This window comes from Spirillospora sp. NPDC000708 (assembly GCF_040299565.1).
Taxonomy (GTDB): Bacteria; Actinomycetota; Actinomycetes; order Streptosporangiales; family Streptosporangiaceae; genus Spirillospora.
Window position 1 is genome coordinate 1 of the sequence record NZ_JBEPCJ010000093.1, and the last position, 19,427, is coordinate 19,427.

Genomic DNA, 19,427 nt, shown 5'->3' on the forward strand with positions numbered 1-19,427 from the left:
CAAACCCCCCGGCCACCCCCCGGCGCCGGGACCGACTCCGGCCCCGGCGCCGTTCTTCGTTCTTCGATTGCGCGGCGGCCCTCTCCAAAGGAAAGGTCCCGGTCCCGGAGGCTTCCGGGACCGGGACCTGCCCGGACGCTCAACCGCGCGTGACGCCGTGCATCGGGGAGGTCGGCGGGTAGGTCGGCAGCTGCGGCTTCTGCGTGCCGATGACCACGCAGAACAGCGCCTCGCCCTCGCCGACGTTGCGCAGGCTCCGCGGCACGCCCGCCGGGACCCGGATGAGGTCGCGGTAGCCGAGCACGCGGCTGGCCGTCCGGGTGCCGTCCTCGACGTCGTGCACGGAGACCTCCAGCTCGCCCTCCAGGACGAAGAAGACCTCCTCCACGTCGTGGTGGGTGTGCTCCGGGCCGACGCCGCCGACCGGGAGCCGCATGTTCGAGAACGTGAAGTGCTCGGACGGCAGGATCCGCGCGTCGGTCTCGTGGTTGCCCGTCGCGCCGGACCCGATGTAGCGGATCTGGGCGCGGCGGAACTCGTCCCCGGCCTTGGCCTGGAAGGCGAGCGTGTCCCAGTCCTCGTAGCGGCTCTCGCGGCTCGCGATGCAGGAGTCGATGAGCTGGTCCAGGTCGGTGGCGGTCTTCTCGGTCATGAAGGGTTCTCCTCTGCTTGTGAACGGGGAAGAAGGAAGTCGCGCACGGCGTCGGCGAACGCCTCGGGCCGCTCCTGGTGGGCCAGGTGGCCGGCCCCGGGGATCTCGGCGTACCGGGCGCCGGGCACGGAGGCCGCGATGAGCCGGCTCTCCGCCGGCGGGCAGACCGCGTCGTGCTCGCCCACGAGCACGAGGGTCGGGGCGGTGATCCGGGCGAACGCGTCGCCGTGGTCGGTGGCGGCCATCGACTCCGCTGCGTGGCCGTAGCCGGGCAGACGGATCGCGGCGGCCATGGCCTCGGCGACGCGCGCGACGTCCGCAGGCGTTGCGCCTGGGGAGAGCAGCCGCGGCGCGCGGGCGCGGGCGAACTCCGCCGGGCCGCGCTCGGCCAGCTCGGCGGCGCGCGCCCGCATGGCCGCGGCCTTCGCGGGCGCGGTGCCGGAGCCGCGGGTGGAGTCGGCGAGGACGAGGGCGTTCAGCCGGTCCGGGTGGCGCAGCGCGAACCGGGTCGCGATCACCCCGCCCCAGGACGTGCCGAGGACGCTCGCGCGGGCGATCCCGAGGTCGTCGAGGACACCGGCGGCGGCGTCGGCGTAGCCGTCCGTGCCGGGGGCGCCGGGCGGGTCGTCGGACGCGGCGTAGCCGGGCGCGTCCCAGGCGATGAGGCGCAGCCGTCCGGCGAGCAGGCGGCTCAGCGCGCCGAATCCGGAGCCGCTGGAGCCGATGCCGTGCAGGCACAGGACGGGCGGCGCGTCGCCGCCCGCGTCGTGCACCGCGATGCCGCGGAGTTTCGCGGGCCGGTTCACGCGACCCGCCACGCGACGCCGGGGACGAGGTCGGCCAGCGACCTCAGCACCGCGGGGGCGACGAGGCCGCTGGTCGCCGGGTTGCCGGGGTCGGGGAGGTTCGCGAGCTCGAAGCGGTACTCGCCCAGCGGCCCGGTGAACTCGACGACGTGCCTGGTCAGGCGGGTATCGGGGGCCGCGACGAGGCGGACGCGCACGGCCGCGCGGTCACCGGCGGCCAGCGCCAGCGTCGCCGCCACGTTGGCGTTGCGCGGGAAGCGCGCCGCGGCCTCGCGGGCGTCCCCGTCGAAGACGGTCACGGGGTCGTCCCCCGGGCGCAGCGACCGCAGCCGTTCCGCCGTCTCCTCGTCCATCCAGGGCTGGACCAGCGAGGCGGGCGCCTTGGACGAGGTGAGCCGGACGCTCGCCAGCGGCCCGGCGAGCGCCGCCGCGCGGACGACGTCGAGGCCGCCCAGCGCGCCCGGGCAGATCAGCAGCCGGCCGGAGCGCGCCGCGCCGGCGGGCCGGGTGAGCTCGCGGAAGAACGCCTCGTCGGCCAGCGCGCCGACGGACACCGCGAGCAGGTCGCGGCCGGCGGCGAGCACCGCCGGCCCGTGCTCGCGCAGCGCCCGCTGGCCCGCGGCCTCCACCACCACGTCGGCGGAGGCGAGCAGGTCCGGCAGGTCGCGCACGGCCGCCGGGGACGCGGTGCGCCCGCGCGTGAGGACGCCGCCGAGCACCGCTCCGGGGACCACGCCCCGGCGCAGCGCCTCCGCCACGTTCGACCCGATCGCGCCGTGCCCGAGGAGGCCCACGCGCAACACGGCACCGTGCCCTGCCGCCACACCCGCTCCAAATACCTTGAGCCGAAAATACTTGGTCTAAAGATATCTGGGAGCAAAGTGATCGCGCAAGCGGCCCGTCCCGCGGTCAGCCGCGGACGGGGAAGTTGCCGCGGAAGACGCCGTGCGGGTCGCGGGCGTCCTTGACGCGGCGCAGGCGGGCCAGGGCCTCCGGGGCGAAGGCGTCGGCCGCGGTCTCGGCAGGGTTGAGGAAGGTGAACGGCTTGCGGCCGCTCACCGGGAGGGCCTCGGCGAGCGCGCGCTGCCGGGCCGTGATCGCCTCGGCGGTGCTCGGGTCGGACGGGACGCCGAACATGTAGAGGGCGTACGGCTCGGCGAGCGCGCCGTGCGGGGAGTCGGACGGCCGGGCGAGCGCGCCGCCCAGATGCCGGACCTGGACGCTCAGCAGCGGCGCGATCGGGTCCGCGAGCAGGTCCTTCGCGGCGGCGTCGTCCAGGCGGGTCAGCAGCTCGGCGCGCGAGGAGCCCGCGCCGGGATCGGTGGGTTCGGCGGTGATGGCACCGAGCTCGTCGGCCGCCATCGTCCGCCTGCCGTCGGAGAGCGGGCGGGGCAGCCGGTCGAGGGGGCTCAGCAGCTCGCGCGCCTCCGCCTCGCCGCCCAGATACGTGGCGTCGACCGCGACCAGGGGATCGCCGCCGGGGAAGTGCAGCAGGTCCAGCCACAGGGTCAGCTCGCCGGGCGCGCCGGCGGTGATCCCCCGGAAGGCGTCCAGCACCGCGGCGGCGTGCTCGGCCGCCCACACCATCCGGCCCCCGAACAGGCGCGGCGCCGGATGCAGCGCCAGTTCGAGGCCCGTGACGATCGCGAAGTCGCCGCCCGCGCCGCGCAGGGCCCAGAACAGGTCCGGGTCGCCGTCCGCGGTGACGTGCCGGGCGCGGCCGTCGGCGTCGACGACGTCCAGGGCGGTGACGGCGTCGGCGACCCAGCCGTGCGCGCGGCCGAACCAGCTCAGGCCGCCGCCGAGGGCGACGCCGGCGACGCTGACGACGGGGGAGCTGCCCGGCAGGCCGGTCAGCCCGTGCGCGGCGGCGGCGGCCTGCAATCGGCCGGACCGCACGCCCGCCCCGACACGGGCGCGGCGGGCCGCGGGGTCGATCTCCACCGCGTCGAGGCGTCCGGTGCGCAGCAGGACCGCGCCCTCGGTGCGGCCGGTCGCGCCGTGCCCGCTCGGCTGCGTCGCGATGCTCAGCCCGGCCGAGCGGGCGTGCCGGACGAGCGCCGCGACGTCGTCGGCCCCGGCGGCCTCGACCACGGCCGCCACCGGCTGCTCGACGGCCAGGTTCCAGGGGCGGCGCGCGGCGTCGAAGCCGGGGTCGCCGGGCAGCAGGACCCGTCCGCGGACGGCGGACCGGAGGGCGTTCAGCGCGTTCATGGTGTTCCTTCCGTCGTGGCGGCGGGGGCCGGGCGGCGGTGCGCGGAGCCTCGCCGAACCTGGATGTCCGGCATCCGGATCACCTCCCGCAGATCAATCTAGGAGGCGAAGAGACCCGCGATAGAGTGCAATTCCATGTCCGAAACGTGGGTCAATCTGGCCGAGCGGATCGGCGCGGACCTGCACCTCGACCTGACCGGACCGGGCGGGCGCCGCGCCGCGCTGACCCGCGCGCTGCGCGCGGCGGTCCGGTCCGGGCGGCTGGCCCCGGGCACGCGGTTGCCGCCCTACCGGTCGCTGGCCGCCGACCTCGGCCTGGCCCGCAACACCGTCGCCGACGCGTACGCCGAACTCGTCGCCGAGGGCTGGCTGACCGCGCGCCAGGGCTCCGGGACGCGCGTCGCGCCCCGCGCCGAGCCGCCCGCGCCGGTCCGCGCGTCCGCGCCGGGCCGCACGTCCGCGCCGGGCCGCACGTCCGCGTCAGGCAGCGCTTACGTGTCGGGCCGCGAGGAGCCTGCGCCGCTTGGTCGTCGCGCGGACCGTCCCGTGCACGACCTGCGGCAGGGGCAGCCCGACCCGTCGTCGTTCCCGCGCTCGGCCTGGCTCGCGTCGGCGCGCCGGGCGGTCACCGCCGCGCCGAACGACGCGTTCGGCCCCGGCGACCCGCGCGGCCGCCCCGAGCTGCGCCACGCGCTCGCCGAGTACCTCGCCCGCACCCGGGGCGTCCGCGCCGACCCGGAGGCCATCGTGGTCTGCTCCGGGTTCGCGCACGCGCTCCGGCTGCTGTTCGGCGGCGGCGTGCTGCGCGGCCCGCTCGCCGTCGAGGGCTACGGCCTGCCGTTCCACCGGGAGCTGCTGGCGCAGGCCGGCGTCCGCACCCGCCCTCTCGGCGTGGACGCCGACGGCGCGCGGATCGGCGAGCTGTCCGCCCGCGAACGCGCCGTCCTGCTGACCCCCGCGCACCAGTTCCCGACGGGCGGCCCGCTGTCCGCGCGGCGCCGGACCGCCGCCGTCGGCTGGGCGTGCTCGGCGGACCGGATCGTCATCGAGGACGACTACGACGGCGAGTTCCGCTACGACCGCCGGCCCATCGGCGCGCTCCAGGGACTGGCCCCCGACCGGGTGATCTACGCGGGGTCCGTCAGCAAGAGCCTGTCCCCGGCCGTCCGGCTCGGCTGGATGGTCCTGCCCGGCCACCTCGTGGACGCCGTGCTCGCCGCCAAGGGCGAGCGCGAGGCGTGGGCGGGCGTGCTGGACCAGCTGACCCTGGCCGACTTCCTGCGGTGCGGCTCCTACGACCGGCACGTCCGCCGGATGCGGCAGCGGTACCGCGCCCGCCGGGACCGCTTCGTCACCGCCCTCGCCGAGCGCGCCCCGCACGTCCACGCGACGGGCATCGCGGCCGGCCTGCACGCCGTCCTGCGCCTCCCGCCCGGCACCGAGCCGGCCGCGCTGGACGCCGCCGCCCGCGCCGCCATCGCCCTGGACGGGCTGTCGGCGTTCCGCCATCCCGAAGCGCCCTTCCCACCGGAGGACGGCCTGGTCGTCGGCTACGCGACGCCGCCCGACCACGCCTTCGGGGCGGCGCTCGACGCCGTCCTCGGCGTCCTTCCCCGCTAGACGGCGGGGCGCCGCGACGCTGCCCGCGTCACGGCGCCCTCGTCAAGCGGAGCCGCTAGTCGTCGGGGCCCTCGACCGTGTTGGGGCCGTCGCCCGCCCAGTCCTCGTGGACCTCGGGCCCGCCCGGCACGACGACGCACGCGCCGACCGGGCCCTGCGCGACCTTCGGGGTGAGGACGCTCGACTTGATCTCATCGTCCTTCCCGAGCAGCGCCCACACGTCCAGCACGACGGTCTGCCCCGGCTTGAGCCTCTTGGGGTAGATCAGCGTGGCGTTCGCGGCCATCTCCTTCGGGATGGTCCCGAACACGGCGTCGGCCGACCCGTCGTAGATCCAGTGCGCCCGGCCCGGCCTGCACTTCTTGCCGCTCGGCAGGAAGTTCACCTCCGCCGGGATCCCGAATCCCCGCAGCTTGCTCTGCACGCGCTCGGGGTGCGACCACTCCCGCCAGTACACCGCGACGGAGCCGTCCCGCCGCAGCTCGACCGCGTTGGCCTTGGCCTCGCCCCCGCCGGTGACCATCGGGATCGCGACCGTGGCGCCCGCCGCCGCCGCGACGACCGCCAGGCCCAGCCCGAGCCGGCGCCCGGGACGGCGCCGCGCGGCCCGCCCCTCCGGTGCCGCGTCCGGCGCCGCGGCGCGCTCGGCGACCACGGCCTTCAGCTCCGACAGGATCCGCTCCTCGTACCCGTTCATGCGCCCTCCTTCGCGTACGCGAGCGCCCTGCCCGCCTCCGGCACCAGGTCGCGCAGCGCCCGCCGCGCCCGGTGCAGCCGCACCCGCGCGGTCACCGGCCGGATGCCGAGCGCCGCCGCGGCCTCGGTCACCGTCAGCCCGTCCACCGCGATCAGTTCCAGCACCGCGCGCACGCCGTCGGGCAGCGCGTGCAGCGCCTGGTGGGTGCGGCGGCCCGCCGCCTCGGCGTCGATGCGCTCCACCAGCGCCGCGATGTCGTCGGCCTCCAGCCGCCGCCGTCCCGCCTCCCGGCCCGTCGTGCGGCGCTCCCGGGCGGCGCGGCGCCGCTCGGCCGCGACCACGTTGCGGGCCACCCCGTACAGCCAGCCGGCCTCCGAGCCCGCCGCGGGCCGGTAGGTGTGCGCCGACTCGATGACCGCGAGGAACACCTCGGCGGTCAGGTCGGCGGCGGTGTGCGGGTCGTCGACCCGGCGGGCCACGAACCGGCCCACCGCCTCGACGTGCCGCCGGTAGAACTCCTCGAACGCCGCTGGGTCGCGTCCCACGCGGGCGAGGCCGTCGTCGGATCCGGCCATGCGCTCACTCCCTCTCGCCGCTTCACCCCCACTTGGCTCGGGGAAGCGAACGCGTTACCGCCGAGTCTGCCGCCGCCGGCCCCGCCCCGCCTCGCGGTCAGCGGCCGATGGCAGCCAGCACGTCGTTGGCGATCGCCTCGTCGATCCGCCCGTCCGGCGCGCCGCCCACGCCGATGCCCGCGATCGGGAAGCCCTTGTAGAGGACGGGGACGCCGCCGGGCAGGGTGAGCGTGCCCGGGATCTGCTTGATCGTCTCGTTCCCGGCCAGGGCGCTCGTGGGCTGCCCGAACGCCACCGCCGTGTACGCCTTGGCCTTGGCCGACACGTAGGTCTGCGGGCCCGACTCGCGCGTCCGGACCACCAGCCGGATGGTGCCCGCCCGCTCCATGATCACCATCGTCACGCGCTGGTTCCCGTGCCGCCGGGCCGACTCCACCAGTTCCCTGGACGCGCGGACGAGCGCGCTGTTCGTCAGCACCCGCTCCGGTGCGGTGGCCTGCCCGTGCTTCCCGTGCCCGTGCCCGCCGTGCCCGTGCCCGCCGTGCCCGTCCTGGACGGCCCGCCCGTCCTGGACGGCGACGGCGGCGGCCGGCGCGGCGGCGGACGCGGTCCCCGCGACGCCGGTCGTCCCGGCGGCGACCGCGCCCAGCGCGACGGCACCGCCGATGAAACACCTGATCGACATGTTCCCCCCGATTCTCCGACATGCGATTACATAGAGTGACACTCTATGGTCGAAACGTAACCGCGCGTCAGAGCAGGGGGCAATGTGCGGCGGGCAGCGCCCGGCCAACTCTCGGCAAAGCGCCCCGCGCCGCTCACTCGGCCGCGGCGCCTCCCGGCGGCCCGCGGGAGGCGGTCGCGGACGTGGCGCCGGAGCGCCGGGGGCCCGTCAACGGCCGCCGCCGTGCGAGCACCGTCCGGTCCCCTGGCATGTGCCGCAGGTGCGGCCGCCGGATAGCGTGCCGCTGCCGCCGCATGTGGAGCATCCGGGGCAGTCGCACGCCAGGACGGCGCGGTGGACCGGGACGGTGAGGGCGGTGGTCGCGGTGTCGTGCATCGGGGTCTCCCATGGCGCGGTGTGCGGGTGTTCGGGGACGCGCCGCCGCCGGGGCAGAGCGGCGCATCCCTCCTGACGCGATGACTCTGCGTTGATGATGCGCGACTCTTCGTTTGGCACCTCGGCGCCACAGGGGCGTCCCCCGCGGGTACCGCGCACAGCCGCCGCCGCTGCTTGACAGGGCCCGCTCCGGTGCCGGGGCGCCGGGCTAGATGTTCGGGCCGTAGCCGGTGCACCGCGGCCGGAAGCCCGGCTCGCGGGGGCCGACGGCGTCGAGGACGATCTGCATGACCGGGCCGTCGAGCGTCATCCCGGAGTGGCTCACCGGGTCGTCGGGGCACAGGTCCTGCAGCAGGACGTTCGTCGAGTCGCCGCCGTGCAGGAACGAGTTCGCCAGCGGGGTGACGGTCGTGTCGTGCGAGGTCGCGATCGTCAGGTAGCGGACGCCGGGGACGGTGTCGCCGTCGGCGAACAGCGCCTTCTGGAAGTCGGAGCCCTCCTCTTGCTCGGGGTAGGCGGGCGCGCCGGCGAACCGGTAGGCGTCGTTGACGAGGCCGAGGACGTGCAGCGTCCGGCCGAGGTCGACCAGGCCGCCCATGGTGGTGCCGTGGTTGGTCGGCGACAGCCCGATCATCGTGCGGACCTTGCCGGCGCCGCCGAGCCGCTTGATGTAGTAGTTCGGCATCATCCCGCCCTGCGACGCGCCGATCACGTCGACCTTCGCGGCCCCGGTGGCGGTCAGCACGCGGTCGACGAACGCGCTCATGGTGCGGGCCGACGCGGTGATCTCGCCGAGCCCGTAGACGCGGCCGAGGCTGGAGGACGTCTCACCGTAGTTGAACCCATAGACGCAGTACCCCGCGTTGGCGAGGGTGGGCGCGATCATGGCGCCGGCGGAACCGAGGTTGGACGTGGTGCCGTGCACGATCACGACGGGGTACGGGTGCTCGGCGGACGGCCGGCAGGACCAGACGTTGGCCCCGGCGACGGCGTCGGGGCTGAAGAGGAAGTTGCCGATCGAGGTCGCGAGGTCGCCCACCGGGTAGGCGGTCTGCGCGCGGGCGGGGGCGGTCGCGAGCGCGGGGGCGGCGACGGCGGCGCACGCCGCCAGGGCGGCCGCGGTGAGGCGGCGCCGCATGCGGTGCCTTCGCGTGCGTTTCATAAGAACAACAGTATCTATTTGGAAAACGCGGATCTACGCCCCCGCGTGACAACCGCGCGGCGCGGATTCGTCGCCCGCGTCAGGTGCGCGGACCATGGACGAGCGCCGCGCGGGTCAGGCGACCCAGGACGGGACGATCCGGCCCAGCCGCGCGGGGTCGGTGAGCCCGCTGATCGCGGTGACGGCGCCGTCCGCGACCGTGAAGGCCAGCACCGTGACCGGCCGTCCGCCGACGGTGATGAGGACGCCGGGGCGGCCGTCGACGAGCGCCGGATGCCCCGTCGCGCCCGGCCGCGCGAACCTGGCCGCCTGCGCCGCGACCTCGGCCGCGCCGCGCACGACGGTGCTCCCGCCGGGGCCGTGCGCGCGCAGCTCGACGTCCGGGGCGAGCACGGACAGCAGCCCGGCGACGTCGCCGCGGCCCGCCGCCGCCAGGAACGCGTCGACGACGTCGCGGCCTGCGGCGCCGGAGCCGGACGAGGGCGCGGGCGCGCCCGACCGCAGCCGCCCGCGGGCCCGGCTGGCGAGCATCTTGGCGGCCGCGGTGCTGCGGCCGAGGACCCCGGCGATCGCGTCGAACGGGACCTCGAACACGTCGTGGAGCACGAACGACACCCGTTCCGCCGGGGTCAGGGCGTCCATGACGACGTAGAGCGCGAGGCCCACGGACTCGGCGAGCAGCGCCTCCTCCTCGGGATCGATCCGCGCGTCCGCGGCCGCGTCGAGGGGGAGCGCGCCGACGTCCAGTTCGAGGGGCTGCTCGCGCCGCGTCCCGCGCCTGCGCAGGACGTCCAGGCAGATGCGGCCGGTCACCGTGGTGAGCCAGCCGCGCAGGTCCGCGATCTCGCCGCCGCCGGTGCGGGCGAGCCGCAGCCACGCCTCCTGGACGGCGTCGTCCGCGTCGGAATGGGATCCGAGCACGCGGAACGCCACCGCGTGGAGGTAGGGGCGGTGGGCCTCGAACTCGGCGGCGAGCGCGTCCTCGTCGGTCACGGTCCTCCTCGCTCTGCGGGCGGTGTCACTACCAGGACGCGCGGGGCGCCGCAGAGGTAACGCCCCGGGCCCGGCGTTACCTCCCGCGATGTCCGGACGTCGTAGTGCCGTCCACCGACGAACCGTTCCAAGGAGGAGCGATGACGGCACGTATCCACGACGCGAAGAGCCAGCCCGACATCACGAAGGGGGTGCAGCTTCTCTTCAAGGAGGTGTACTCGGGCGGCGTGCCGCGCGAGACGCTGGAGCTGGTGCACCTGCGCGCGAGCCAGATCAACGGCTGCAGCGCCTGCGTCGACGCGGGCGCCACCGCCGCGGCCAAGGCGGGCATCGCGCACGAGAAGCTGATGGGCGTGGCGGCCTGGTACGAGAACCCGCTGTTCGACGAGGCGGAGCGGGCCGCGCTGGCGCTCGCCGAGGCCGCGACCCGGCTGTCCGACCGGCCCGGCGCCGTCACCGACGAGATCTGGGCGGAGGCCGCGCGGCACTTCGACGAGCGGCAGCTCGGGTCGCTGGTGCTGATGGTGGCGGTCACCAACTTCTTCAACCGGATCAACACCACCTTCCGGGTGCCCGCCGGGACCCGCTGGGACTGACCCCGCACGTCGCCCGCCGTGCCCCGCACCTCGCCCGCCGCATCTCACCGGCCGCACCGCGCGGCGGGCGGCGGTCCCGCCGCGTGGCAGGATCGTGGCACGCGGAGTATGTAGGGGTGTGTCCGGGATCGTGAGAGGGCGTTCGCCGGGGCGGGCGCGGCTGACCGTCGGGGCCGTGCTGGCCTCGTTCGCGGGGGTGTACGTGCTGGCGGCCCCGGCGCGGACCGAGGGGGCCGTCCGGGTGGCGGCGGCGATCGCCCTGGTGGCGGTCGTCCTCGCCGTCCAGGTCGTGCGGGTCGTGTCGCGGGACGGCCGGTGGCGCTGGGGGATCCCCGTCCAGGCGGCGGCGGCCTACGCGGGCGTGCTGGCGTTCGGCACGTCCGCGGGCGTCCTCGGGTTCGCGGCGGGTTCGCTGCTGCTGGCGGGCGCGTGGCCCCTCGCGGCGGCGGTCGTCGGGAGCGCGGCGGTCCTCGGCGGCGCCGACGTCACGATCAGCTGCCTGCTCACCGGGCTGGTCGTCTACGGGCTGGTGCGGCTGGCGGACCGGGCGGACGACACCGCGGCGGCGCGGCTGCCGGTGACGCTGGCGGCGGTGGCGCGGGAGCGGCTGCGGATCGCGGCGGAGCTGAACCGCGGGCTCGGGGACGGGCTGCGGGAGATCTCCGAGGGGAGCCGCCGGGCGCTGGAGCGGCCCGAGGCGATCGCGGACGTGCTGGACGTCGCGCGGAGGTCGCTGAACGAGGCGCGGGCCGCGGCGGCGGACTTCCGCAGCATGTCGCTGGCGCCCGAAGCGTCGGCGGCGCGCGCTCTGCTGGAGTCCGCGGGCGTCGAAGCGGACGTGCGGACGGACCACAGCGAGCCCCTCGGCCCGGCCGGGGCGCTGCTGGCGATGGCGCTGCGCGAGGCGGTCACGGACGTCGTGCGCGTCGGGACGGCGCGGACCTGCGTCATCGAGACCTCGGAGGCGGACGGGTCCGTGCGGCTGCGCGTCGTGAACGACGGCGTCCGGACGGCGGAGCTGGGCGAGGAGGGGCTGGAGGACGCGGCGCGGCGGGTGCGGGCCGCGGGCGGCGCCTTCGCCACCGGGCTCGGGGAGGACGGCAGGTTCGCGGTCGAGGTGTCGGTGGCGGCGGGCGAGCGGCCGGTGAGCCTGCCGGACCGGGCGGCCTACCGGCTGTCGGTGGGGCTGCTGGCGGCGGTGCTGGCGGGGTTCTCCGTCAAGGGGCTGCTCCAGGTCCCGTGGGGGCCGGAGTGGCCGGTCGCGGTGGCGCTGCTCGTCCTCATCGGCGCGGTGCAGCTGTTCTGGACGAGCACCGGGCGGCCGAGGGCGTGGGCGCCGTGCCTGGCGGTGCTGAGCTTCGCGCCCGTGCCGCTCCTCGGGAAGGCGTGGCTGGGCGTCGCGGGCTTCCTGGTCGGGACGCTGCTGGTGGGCCTGCCGCGCCGGGTCGCGGTCCCGCTGGTGGCCGGGGTGATGGCGGCGGTCGGGGCGGGCGCGTGGGCCCTGCGGCTCGGGCCCGCGGCCATAACGAACTATGTGGTCAGCACGCTGGTCACGGGCCTCGTCGTGTACGGGCTCGTCCGGTTGGCGCGGCTCGTCCGGGACCTGCGGGCGGCCGGGGAGGAGCTGGCGCGGGCGGCGACCGTCCAGGAGCGGCTGCGCGCGGCGCGCGACCTGCACGACCTGCTGGGGCACAGCCTCGCGGCGATCCTGCTGAAGTGCGAGCTGGCGCGGCGGCTCGCGGACGTCGATCCGAAGCGCGCGCGGGCGGAGCTGGAAGAGGTCGTCGCGATGGCGGAGCGGGCCGGGAAGGACCTGGAGGCGGCCACCGGCGGCGAGGCCGGGCTGTCGCTGGACGGCGAGGCGCGTTCCGCGCGGTCGGTGCTGACGGCGGCGGGCGTCGAGGTCGAGATGGACCTCGCGCACGGCGAGGTGCCGGACGGGACGTCCGCGGTGCTCGGCACGGTGCTGCGCGAGGCCGTGACCAACATCCTCCGGCACAGCGCTGCGACGCGTTGCGTCATCACGACCGCGCAGGAGGACGCTGTAATCCGGCTGGTCGTGGAGAACGACGGGCTGGATCCGGCGGCGCCGCGTACGGCGCCCGGGTCGGGGATCGGGAACCTGACCACGCGCCTGGCGTCGGCCGGAGGGACGCTCAGCGCGCGCGCCGACGGCAAGGGCGGCTTCCGGGTGGAGGCGGTCGTCGGCCAGAGCCGGCCCGAAGAGGAGGCCGGCTAGAGCCAGCCGGCCTCCCGCGCGATGCGGGCCGCGTCGGTGCGGTTGCGGGCGTTGAGCTTGGTGACGACGGCGGTCAGATAGTTGCGGACCGTCCCCGCCGACAGGTGCAGCCGCGCGGCGATCTCCGGTGCCTCGGCGCCCTCGGCGGCCAGCCGCAGCACGTCCGTCTCGCGCGGGGTGAGCGGGTTGTCGGCGAGGTCCCAGGCGGTGAGGGCGAGCTGGGGGTCGAGGACGCGCTCGCCCGCGGCGACCTTGCGGATCCCGGCGGCGAGCTCGTCCGGCGGCGCGGTCTTCAGCAGGAAGCCGCGGACGTTCGCGGCGAGGGCGCGGCGCAGGTGGCCGGGCTTGCCGTGGCCGGTGAGGATCATCACGGCGACATCGGGGAGGGCGTCGTGCAGGGCGGCGGCGGCCGCGAGGCCGTCCAGGCCGGGCATGTCGACGTCCAGCACGGCGACGTCCGGGCGGGCGGCGCGGGCCGCGGCGAGGACCTCGTCGCCGCGCTCGACCTCGGCCACCACGGTCAGGTCCGGTTCCAGCGACAGCAGGGCCGCCAGCGCGCTGCGCACCACGTGGTGGTCGTCCGCGAGGAGCACGTTGATCACGGCTCATGTCTACCAGTGACCGCGTCACGGGCCGGACCATGACGAGATCACATGGGACCGGTGATCTGCTCTCTGGCCCGTGAAGCCGCAGGTCAGAAGACTTGTGCTCATGAACGAAGCGGTGCGGATGGACGCGGTCAGCAAGGTGTACGGCAAGGGGAGGGGCGCGGTGGCGGCGCTGCGCGAGGTGTCCACGGGCATCCCGCGCGGCCGGTTCACCGCCGTGATGGGCCCGTCGGGATCGGGGAAGAGCACGTTCCTGCACTGTGCCGCGGGCCTGGACACCCCGACGTCCGGCAGCGTCCGGCTGGGCGACACCGAGCTGTCGTCCATGAACGAGACGAAGCTGACGGAGCTGCGCAGGCAGCGGGTCGGTTTCGTGTTCCAGGCGTTCAACCTGGTGTCGTCGCTGACGGTCGAGCAGAACATCACCCTGCCGCTGCGGCTCGCCCGCGCGCGGGTCGACCGGAAGTGGCTGGACGAGGTCGTCGCGAGAGTCGGCCTGAGCGAACGCACCGGGCACCGTCCGGCGCAGTTGTCCGGCGGGCAGCAGCAGCGCGTCGCCATAGCGCGCGCGCTCGTGACCCGTCCGGAGGTGGTGTTCGGCGACGAGCCGACCGGCGCGCTCGACACGATGACGGCCCGGGACGTCCTGACGCTGCTGCGCGAGACCGTCGACGCCATGGGGCAGACGGTCGTGATGGTGACCCACGACCCGGTCGCCGCGTCCTACGCGGACACGGTGCTGTTCCTCGCGGACGGCCGGATCGCCGACGCGATGGACGCGCCGTCCAGCGACAAGGTGGCGGCCCGCATGACCCGGCTGGGGGCGTGGAAGTGATGCTCGGGATCGTCCTTTCCACGGTGCGGCACCGCAAGGCGGGGTTCGCGGGGGCGTTCGCCGCGCTGCTGTGCGCGGCGGCGCTGGTGTGCGCGTGCGGGGTCCTGCTGGACACCGGGCTGCGCGGCTCGGTCGCGCCGGAGCGGTACGCCGGTGCGCCGGTCGTCGTGACCGGCGACCAGTTCGTCCACCAGACGAAGATCAAGAAGAAGGGCAAGGTCAAGCACAAGGCCAAGGCGATCGCCGAGCGGGCGTGGCTGCCCGCCTCGGCCGCCGACAAGGTCCGCGCCGCGGGCGCCCGCGGTGTTGTCACCGAGGTGGCGTTCCCCGCCGAGATCGGCGCCGCGCCGGACGAGTCGTGGGGGCACGGCTGGGAGTCGGCCGCGCTGACCCCGTTCACGCTGCGGGAGGGCCGGGCGCCCGCCGCCCCCGGCGAGATCGTGGTCGACGCGGCGACGGCCCGCGCGAACGGCCTGCACGCCGGGTCGCGGGTGCGGGTCGCGTCCGCCGAACCCGGGACCTACCGGGTGACCGGCGTGACGCGGCAGGCCCTCAAGGACCAGGCGGCGATCTTCTTCAGCACCGCCGAGGCGCGCCGGCTGGCCGGGCACCCCGGCATGGTCACCGCGATCGGCGCGACCGGCTCCAAGGCCGCGATCGCCGGCGCGCTGCGCGGCACCCGCGCCACCGTCCACACGGGCGCGGACCGCGGCCGGGCCGAGTTCCCCGGCGCCGAGCGCTCCCGCGTCAAGCTGATCAGCATGGGCGGCGCGCTCGGCGGGACGGCCCTGCTCGTCGCGATCCTCGTCGTGTCCGGCACGTTCGCGCTCTCGGTGCAGCAGCGGCAGCGGGAGATCGCGCTGCTGCGCGCCGTCGCCGCGACGCCCCGGCAGGTCCGCCGGATGATCGGGCGGGAGGCGCTGCTCATCGGCCTCGCCGCCGGGCCGCTCGGCGCCGCCGCCGGGCTGCCGCTGGCGTTCTGGCTGCGCGACCGGTTCCGCGGCCTCGGCGCCCTGCCCCCGAACCTCGACCTCGTCGTCAGCCCGTTCCCGCCGGCCGCGGCGGCGGTGGCGGCGATCGTCGCGGCCGTCGCGGCGGCCCGGATCGCCGCGCGGCGGACGGCGCGGATCCGCCCGGTGGAGGCGCTCGGGGACGCGGCGCTGGCCCCCGCCCGGCTCGGTGCCGTCCGCACCGCCGCCGGGCTGCTGGTCCTGGCGGGCGCCGCCGTGCTGACGGCCGTCCTCGCGGGCCTGCACACCGAGGCCGCGGCGAGCCCCGTCACGATGCTGACCGCGCTCGCCTGGACGGTCGCGGTCGCGCTGCTCGGCCCCGTCATCGCCCGCGCGGCCGTCGCGGTGCTCGCCGTCCCGCTGCGCGCGTTCCCGGTCGGCGGGCACCTCGCCGCCGCGAACCTCGGTGCGGGCGCGCGGCGCCTCGCGTCCGTGATCACGCCGCTGACCCTGATGACCGGGCTCACCGCGACGATCCTGTTCGCGCAGACCACCACGGGTCACGCCGCGGTCCGCCAGGCGACCGACGGCACTCTCGCCGCGCACGTCGCCGGCCCGAAGATCCCGCACGGCGACGCGGAGCGGATCCGCCGCGCGCCCGGCGTCACCGCCGTGACCGAGGTCGTGCGCAGCACCGTCCGGGTCGGGCTGGAGAACTACGGCGTCCAAGGCGTCACCACCGCCGGGCTCGACAGGACCCTGGACCTCGACGTCCGCAAGGGCGACATCAAGGCCCTGGACGCCTCGTCCGTCGCGGTCAGCACGACCGCGGCGTCCCGGCTGCACGTCGCCCCCGGCGACACGCTCCGCCTCACGCTCGGCGACGGCACGCCCGCCGCGCTGAAGGTCGTCGCCGTGTACGGGCGCGGGCTCGGCTTCGGCGACCTCACCGTGTCCCACGACCTCCTCGCCGCGCACGTGGACGACCCGCGCGGCACCGTCCTCATCGCGGGCACGCCGCCGAAGGGCGTCCCGACCGTCAGCGCCGCGTCCCTCGCCGAGGACACGGCCTCCGCGAACGCCGAGGTCAACTACATCGCGATGAGCCTGATCATCGCGTTCACCGCGATCGCCGTCGTCAACACGCTGGCGATGTCGACCGCCGACCGGGCCCGCGAGCTCGCCGTGTTGCGGCTCTCCGGCGCCACTCGCCGGCAGATCATGCGGATGCTCGGCGGGGAGACCCTCGCGGTCGTGCTGATCGCCGGCGTCCTCGGCACCGCGATCGCGCTCGCGACGCTCACCGCTTTCGGGCGCGGCATGACCGGCGGCGGGCCGTCCGTCCCGCCGCTGGCGCACCTCGGCGTCATCGCCTGGGGCGCGCTCCTCGCGGCGGCGGCCACGGCGCTGCCCGCCCGCCTCGCGATGCGGGCCCGCCCCGCCGCGGCGGCGGGCGCGCCGGTGTGCCCCCCGGCCGGCCCCCCCCCCCCGGCGGGCCAGCACCCCCCCCGGGCGGGGGTCCCCGCGGGCTCTGCCCGCGGCGACCGCTGTACGGAAGGCACCGCACGGGAAGGCGCCACTCGGAGGAGGTCTGGACAGATCGTCGCACCGGTTCTACTTTGATGACGATCGCACTTGGTGACGCGTGATGGCGGAGGTCAATGGTGAGCTGAGATCGTGGCGATTGCCGAGGCACGTCGATCGCAACGCACTTTGACCATGGGCTCCCGCAATGGCTGACGAAGCGCAGAACGACCCGCCTACCATTCCGAAACCGGTTGTTGCCGGCCTGTTAAGCCGCGAGTTCCCGCGGTTTCCCGGGTAAGGCCGGTACGTTGACCGCTGCACTCGGTCGCCGAAAGGACCGGCGCTCGTCCGACGCCGCCCGCACGCGCGCGGGCGCGCGGGCGCGCGGGCGCGCGGGCGCGCGGGCGCCCATGGCTGGACGGTCGCATGGCTCGTCGTGAACGCCCGCTGGACCCGGCGGCAGGCCCGCTGGAGTCGTTCGCGCACGATCTTCGCGCGCTGCGGGTGTCCGCCGGCGAACCGACGTACCGGCAATTGGCGCAAATCGCCGGATACAGTGCATCAACGTTGTCGGAAGCCGCCAGTGGCGTCCGTTTACCGACGTTATCGGTCGCGCTCGCCTTTGTCGGCGCATGCGGCGGCGATACGGAGGAGTGGGAGCGCCGCTGGAAAGAAGTCCACGGCGCCGTGCGGGCGCCCTACGAGGCGGATCCGTGCCCGCCGGAAGAGAACGCGGGCGCGGCGGGCGAGAACGCCGCCGCGGCGGAACATGACGCCGGCGGAGAGGCCGTCGTCAAGCGGGAGTTCCTGCACGCGGAAGTGCCGAACGAACCGGCGCCGGTGCCCCGGGAATTCCATTCGATCGTCATCGGCCCGGCCGCGAGCGGCGGCAGGACCAGGCGGACCGTCGCCGCCGCCACCGCCGCGTGCCTTCTCGCGGCCGGCTTCTTCGCCGTCGGGCTGACCGTCGGCGGGCAGGGCGGCGGCCGCGCGGACGCGGGCGGCTGCCCGGCCCCGGCGAAGAACCCGAAGTTCACCGCCACCGCGTACGGCGAGGGGGCGCACGTCCGGTCCGGCGCCGCCCTCGACCGGCCGACGGTGGCGACGTACGCGCCGGGATGCGTGATCGGGTTCACCGGCTTCTGCATCGGCGACAAGGTCACCGACCGGACCGCGGGCATCCCGGACAGCCGCTGGTTCATCCTCCCGGACGGCCACGTCGTCGCCTCGGCCGTCGTGCACGGGAACCCGCCCACGCACCTCGCCCCGTCCGGGTGCGCGGCGGCGCGGCCGGTGCCGAGAAGGCTGTCGCTGAAGGCCATCGGCGCGCCCTCGCGGGACTCCCGGGTCGTCCTCACCGCGACCGGCCCGAACGTGCAGATCGTGGGATTCGCCGCCTACTACGCGGGCGACCCGGCCAGCCCGGAGCTCCGCCTGTGGCACCAGATCGGGCTGATCGGCGAGTCCGCGTCCAGCCTGTCGGTCACCTGGCGGCCCGACCGGCTCCCGGCGCCCGTCCACGCCGGCGACCGCGTCCCCGTGGCGGCGGTCGCCTGCTTCGGCGGCGGCGCCCCGGGCGAGGCGGCGGTCCTCGCGTCGCTGAGGCTGCCCGGCCCCCGCACCGCGGCGTCGCTGGCGTCGCCGTCCACGACGGTCGACGCGTCGGCGCGCGAGGCCGCCTGCAAGTACCCCAGCGCCTCCTGACCGGCCCGGCCGCCGCGCGCTCCCTGTCCGCGCCTTCGTTCGCGGTGCCCGGCGGTGGGCGCCCCCCCCCGCCGAACGACGCGATGCCGATAAGGCCGCCCGGCCGTCCCGGTGCCGCGCGCGCCTCCTCTGACCTGCCCGTACAGCGGGCGACCGCGGCGTTCCGGCAGACCCTGACGGCCCCGATGTCCGGGGCTGATTGATCCCTTCCGGCAGGTGTGTCGATCAATCAATGCGGCCGGTAGCAACGAGGGACCACGAGGCAATCCGACCGCACGGAAGGACGCACCGCATGAAGCTGACGAGGACCCGGGCCGCCATCACGGGGCTGCTCGCGACCTTCGCGGTAACGGGCGGCCTGGCGGCGGGGGCGGTGCAGGCGTCGGCCGCACCGCACGCCGCGCCCGCCGCCCTGCCCGCCGTCGACATGGAGGCCACCGTCCTCGCCGCGCAGATCGACCCGCGGCGCGCCGACGACACGCTGACCCCGGGCGCGAAGGAGTCCGTCCTCGCCGTCGAGCAGGCGCTGCAGGCGCGGCACCTCCTGGACGCCCGCTGGGTGGACGGCTACTTCGGCACCGAGACCATCGCGGCGTACGCGGCCTACCAGCGCTCCCTCGGATACAGCGGCCTGGCCGCCAACGGGCTGCCCGGCGCGACGTCGCTCGCCGCGCTCGGGGAGAACCGCTACACCGTCACCAAGAAGATCGGGCCGGGCGCCAAGGTCCAGCGCGACGGATACACCGTCGACGCCCGCACCCAGGCGATGCTCGCCGAGGCCGAGCGGCTGCTCGGCTTCACGCTCGTCCTGTCGCAGGGCTCCTACAACCCGGGCGGCGACCCCTCGTCCGCCGGCACCCACGACGGCGGCGGCGTCGTCGACATCAGCGTCACCGGGATGTCCGCCGCCACCCGCACGTCCGTGGCGCGCGCGCTGCGCCAGGTGGGCTTCGCGGCCTGGGTCCGCAACCCGAACCAGGGCGACTGGCCCTGGCACATCCACGCCGCGGCGATCAACGACACCGATCTGTCCAGCCAGGCCCAGCACCAGACGGGCGACTACTACCTCGGCCTCAACGGCCTGGCCGACCGGGGCGCGGACGACGGGCCCCGCGTCCCCATCCACACCTGGGAGGAGTACCAGCGCACCCACTGACCGGGTTTCCGAGGCATCTCCGCACCCCCTATC

17 protein-coding genes and 1 pseudogene are annotated in these 19,427 nt (G+C 75.9%); 8 read left to right on the forward strand and 10 right to left on the reverse strand.

Annotated features, from left to right (window positions below; translation table 11 throughout):
* Nucleotides 1-139: 139 nt before the first annotated feature.
* The 4 genes from ABT299_RS42270 to ABT299_RS42285 all read right to left on the reverse strand — a co-directional run bounded on the left by ABT299_RS42270 (nucleotide 140) and on the right by ABT299_RS42285 (nucleotide 3,672).
* Nucleotides 140-652, reverse strand: a complete 513-nt coding sequence (locus tag ABT299_RS42270) for a cupin domain-containing protein (RefSeq protein WP_190864590.1) — start codon at nucleotides 650-652, stop codon at nucleotides 140-142.
* Nucleotides 649-1,458: an alpha/beta fold hydrolase gene (locus tag ABT299_RS42275; RefSeq protein ID WP_500254197.1), complete on the reverse strand. Its 810-nt coding sequence runs from the start codon at nucleotides 1,456-1,458 to the stop codon at nucleotides 649-651. Before ABT299_RS42275 ends, ABT299_RS42270 begins: the two co-directional genes overlap by 4 nt.
* Complete coding sequence (locus ABT299_RS42280; protein ID WP_190864640.1) at nucleotides 1,455-2,252, reverse strand: aspartate dehydrogenase domain-containing protein; 798 nt, start codon at nucleotides 2,250-2,252, stop codon at nucleotides 1,455-1,457. Before ABT299_RS42280 ends, ABT299_RS42275 begins: the two co-directional genes overlap by 4 nt.
* A gap of 115 nt (nucleotides 2,253-2,367) precedes the next feature.
* The gene (locus ABT299_RS42285; RefSeq protein ID WP_500254198.1) at nucleotides 2,368-3,672 is read right to left on the reverse strand and encodes an FAD-binding oxidoreductase; all 1,305 of its coding nucleotides are present in this window, start codon (nucleotides 3,670-3,672) and stop codon (nucleotides 2,368-2,370) included.
* 135 nt (nucleotides 3,673-3,807) lie between these two features.
* Between ABT299_RS42285 and pdxR the strand changes: the two genes are divergently transcribed.
* On the forward strand, nucleotides 3,808-5,292 hold the full coding sequence (gene pdxR / locus ABT299_RS42290) for a MocR-like pyridoxine biosynthesis transcription factor PdxR (protein WP_500254199.1): 1,485 nt from the start codon (nucleotides 3,808-3,810) through the stop codon (nucleotides 5,290-5,292).
* A gap of 55 nt (nucleotides 5,293-5,347) precedes the next feature.
* On the opposite strand, the gene ABT299_RS42295 is transcribed toward pdxR, so the two are convergent.
* The 5 genes from ABT299_RS42295 to ABT299_RS42315 form a co-directional block, all read right to left on the reverse strand.
* On the reverse strand, nucleotides 5,348-5,989 hold the full coding sequence (locus ABT299_RS42295; protein ID WP_500254200.1) for a hypothetical protein: 642 nt from the start codon (nucleotides 5,987-5,989) through the stop codon (nucleotides 5,348-5,350).
* Nucleotides 5,986-6,564, reverse strand: coding sequence for an RNA polymerase sigma factor (locus tag ABT299_RS42300; protein WP_500254201.1), 579 nt, complete (start codon nucleotides 6,562-6,564; stop codon nucleotides 5,986-5,988). Before ABT299_RS42300 ends, ABT299_RS42295 begins: the two co-directional genes overlap by 4 nt.
* 97 nt (nucleotides 6,565-6,661) lie before the next feature.
* On the reverse strand, nucleotides 6,662-7,249 hold the full coding sequence (locus tag ABT299_RS42305) for a GlcG/HbpS family heme-binding protein (RefSeq protein ID WP_500254202.1): 588 nt from the start codon (nucleotides 7,247-7,249) through the stop codon (nucleotides 6,662-6,664).
* Nucleotides 7,250-7,832: 583 nt separating this feature from the next.
* Nucleotides 7,833-8,786, reverse strand: coding sequence for an esterase/lipase family protein (locus ABT299_RS42310; protein WP_500254203.1), 954 nt, complete (start codon nucleotides 8,784-8,786; stop codon nucleotides 7,833-7,835).
* Between the two features lie 114 nt (nucleotides 8,787-8,900).
* Nucleotides 8,901-9,779: a sigma-70 family RNA polymerase sigma factor gene (locus ABT299_RS42315; protein ID WP_500254204.1), complete on the reverse strand. Its 879-nt coding sequence runs from the start codon at nucleotides 9,777-9,779 to the stop codon at nucleotides 8,901-8,903.
* Between the two features lie 140 nt (nucleotides 9,780-9,919).
* Between ABT299_RS42315 and ABT299_RS42320 the strand changes: the two genes are divergently transcribed.
* Nucleotides 9,920-10,375, forward strand: coding sequence for a carboxymuconolactone decarboxylase family protein (locus tag ABT299_RS42320; protein ID WP_190864573.1), 456 nt, complete (start codon nucleotides 9,920-9,922; stop codon nucleotides 10,373-10,375).
* A gap of 130 nt (nucleotides 10,376-10,505) precedes the next feature.
* The gene (locus ABT299_RS42325) at nucleotides 10,506-12,614 is read left to right on the forward strand and encodes a sensor histidine kinase (protein WP_500254205.1); all 2,109 of its coding nucleotides are present in this window, start codon (nucleotides 10,506-10,508) and stop codon (nucleotides 12,612-12,614) included.
* Here the strand turns inward: ABT299_RS42325 and ABT299_RS42330 are convergent.
* Nucleotides 12,611-13,216 (reverse strand): response regulator, encoded by a 606-nt coding sequence (locus ABT299_RS42330; protein ID WP_190864570.1) that lies wholly within the window; start codon nucleotides 13,214-13,216, stop codon nucleotides 12,611-12,613. The genes ABT299_RS42325 and ABT299_RS42330 overlap by 4 nt on opposite strands.
* 109 nt (nucleotides 13,217-13,325) lie before the next feature.
* On the opposite strand from ABT299_RS42330, the gene ABT299_RS42335 reads away from it, so the two are divergent.
* The 5 genes and pseudogenes from ABT299_RS42335 (at nucleotide 13,326) to ABT299_RS42355 (ending at nucleotide 19,394) form a co-directional block, all read left to right on the forward strand.
* Complete coding sequence (locus ABT299_RS42335; protein ID WP_206700229.1) at nucleotides 13,326-14,057, forward strand: ABC transporter ATP-binding protein; 732 nt, start codon at nucleotides 13,326-13,328, stop codon at nucleotides 14,055-14,057.
* Complete coding sequence (locus tag ABT299_RS42340) at nucleotides 14,057-16,630, forward strand: FtsX-like permease family protein (protein WP_500254220.1); 2,574 nt, start codon at nucleotides 14,057-14,059, stop codon at nucleotides 16,628-16,630. Before ABT299_RS42335 ends, ABT299_RS42340 begins: the two co-directional genes overlap by 1 nt.
* 330 nt (nucleotides 16,631-16,960) lie before the next feature.
* Nucleotides 16,961-17,176 (forward strand): annotated as a pseudogene (locus ABT299_RS42345) (helix-turn-helix domain-containing protein); the annotation flags it as partial.
* 45 nt (nucleotides 17,177-17,221) lie between these two features.
* Nucleotides 17,222-18,238, forward strand: a complete 1,017-nt coding sequence (locus tag ABT299_RS42350) for a hypothetical protein (protein WP_500254221.1) — start codon at nucleotides 17,222-17,224, stop codon at nucleotides 18,236-18,238.
* A gap of 292 nt (nucleotides 18,239-18,530) precedes the next feature.
* Nucleotides 18,531-19,394 carry a peptidoglycan-binding domain-containing protein gene (locus ABT299_RS42355; RefSeq protein ID WP_387030749.1) on the forward strand — a complete coding sequence of 288 codons (864 nt, stop codon included), beginning with the start codon at nucleotides 18,531-18,533 and terminating at the stop codon, nucleotides 19,392-19,394.
* The last annotated feature ends 33 nt before the right edge of the window (nucleotides 19,395-19,427 follow it).

Excerpts from the sequence above, each read along its gene's own strand:
- ABT299_RS42270 (WP_190864590.1), bottom strand. The coding sequence starts at position 652 with ATGACCGAGAAGACCGCCACCGACCTGGACCAGCTCATCGACTCCTGC.
- ABT299_RS42285 (WP_500254198.1), bottom strand. The coding sequence starts at position 3,672 with ATGAACGCGCTGAACGCCCTCCGGTCCGCCGTCCGCGGACGGGTCCTG.
- pdxR (WP_500254199.1), top strand. The coding sequence starts at position 3,808 with ATGTCCGAAACGTGGGTCAATCTGGCCGAGCGGATCGGCGCGGACCTG.
- ABT299_RS42295 (WP_500254200.1), bottom strand. The coding sequence starts at position 5,989 with ATGAACGGGTACGAGGAGCGGATCCTGTCGGAGCTGAAGGCCGTGGTC.
- ABT299_RS42300 (WP_500254201.1), bottom strand. The coding sequence starts at position 6,564 with ATGGCCGGATCCGACGACGGCCTCGCCCGCGTGGGACGCGACCCAGCG.
- ABT299_RS42305 (WP_500254202.1), bottom strand. The coding sequence starts at position 7,249 with ATGTCGATCAGGTGTTTCATCGGCGGTGCCGTCGCGCTGGGCGCGGTC.
- ABT299_RS42310 (WP_500254203.1), bottom strand. The coding sequence starts at position 8,786 with ATGAAACGCACGCGAAGGCACCGCATGCGGCGCCGCCTCACCGCGGCC.
- ABT299_RS42320 (WP_190864573.1), top strand. The coding sequence starts at position 9,920 with ATGACGGCACGTATCCACGACGCGAAGAGCCAGCCCGACATCACGAAG.
- ABT299_RS42335 (WP_206700229.1), top strand. The coding sequence starts at position 13,326 with ATGAACGAAGCGGTGCGGATGGACGCGGTCAGCAAGGTGTACGGCAAG.
- ABT299_RS42340 (WP_500254220.1), top strand. The coding sequence starts at position 14,057 with ATGCTCGGGATCGTCCTTTCCACGGTGCGGCACCGCAAGGCGGGGTTC.
- ABT299_RS42355 (WP_387030749.1), top strand. The coding sequence starts at position 18,531 with ATGAAGCTGACGAGGACCCGGGCCGCCATCACGGGGCTGCTCGCGACC.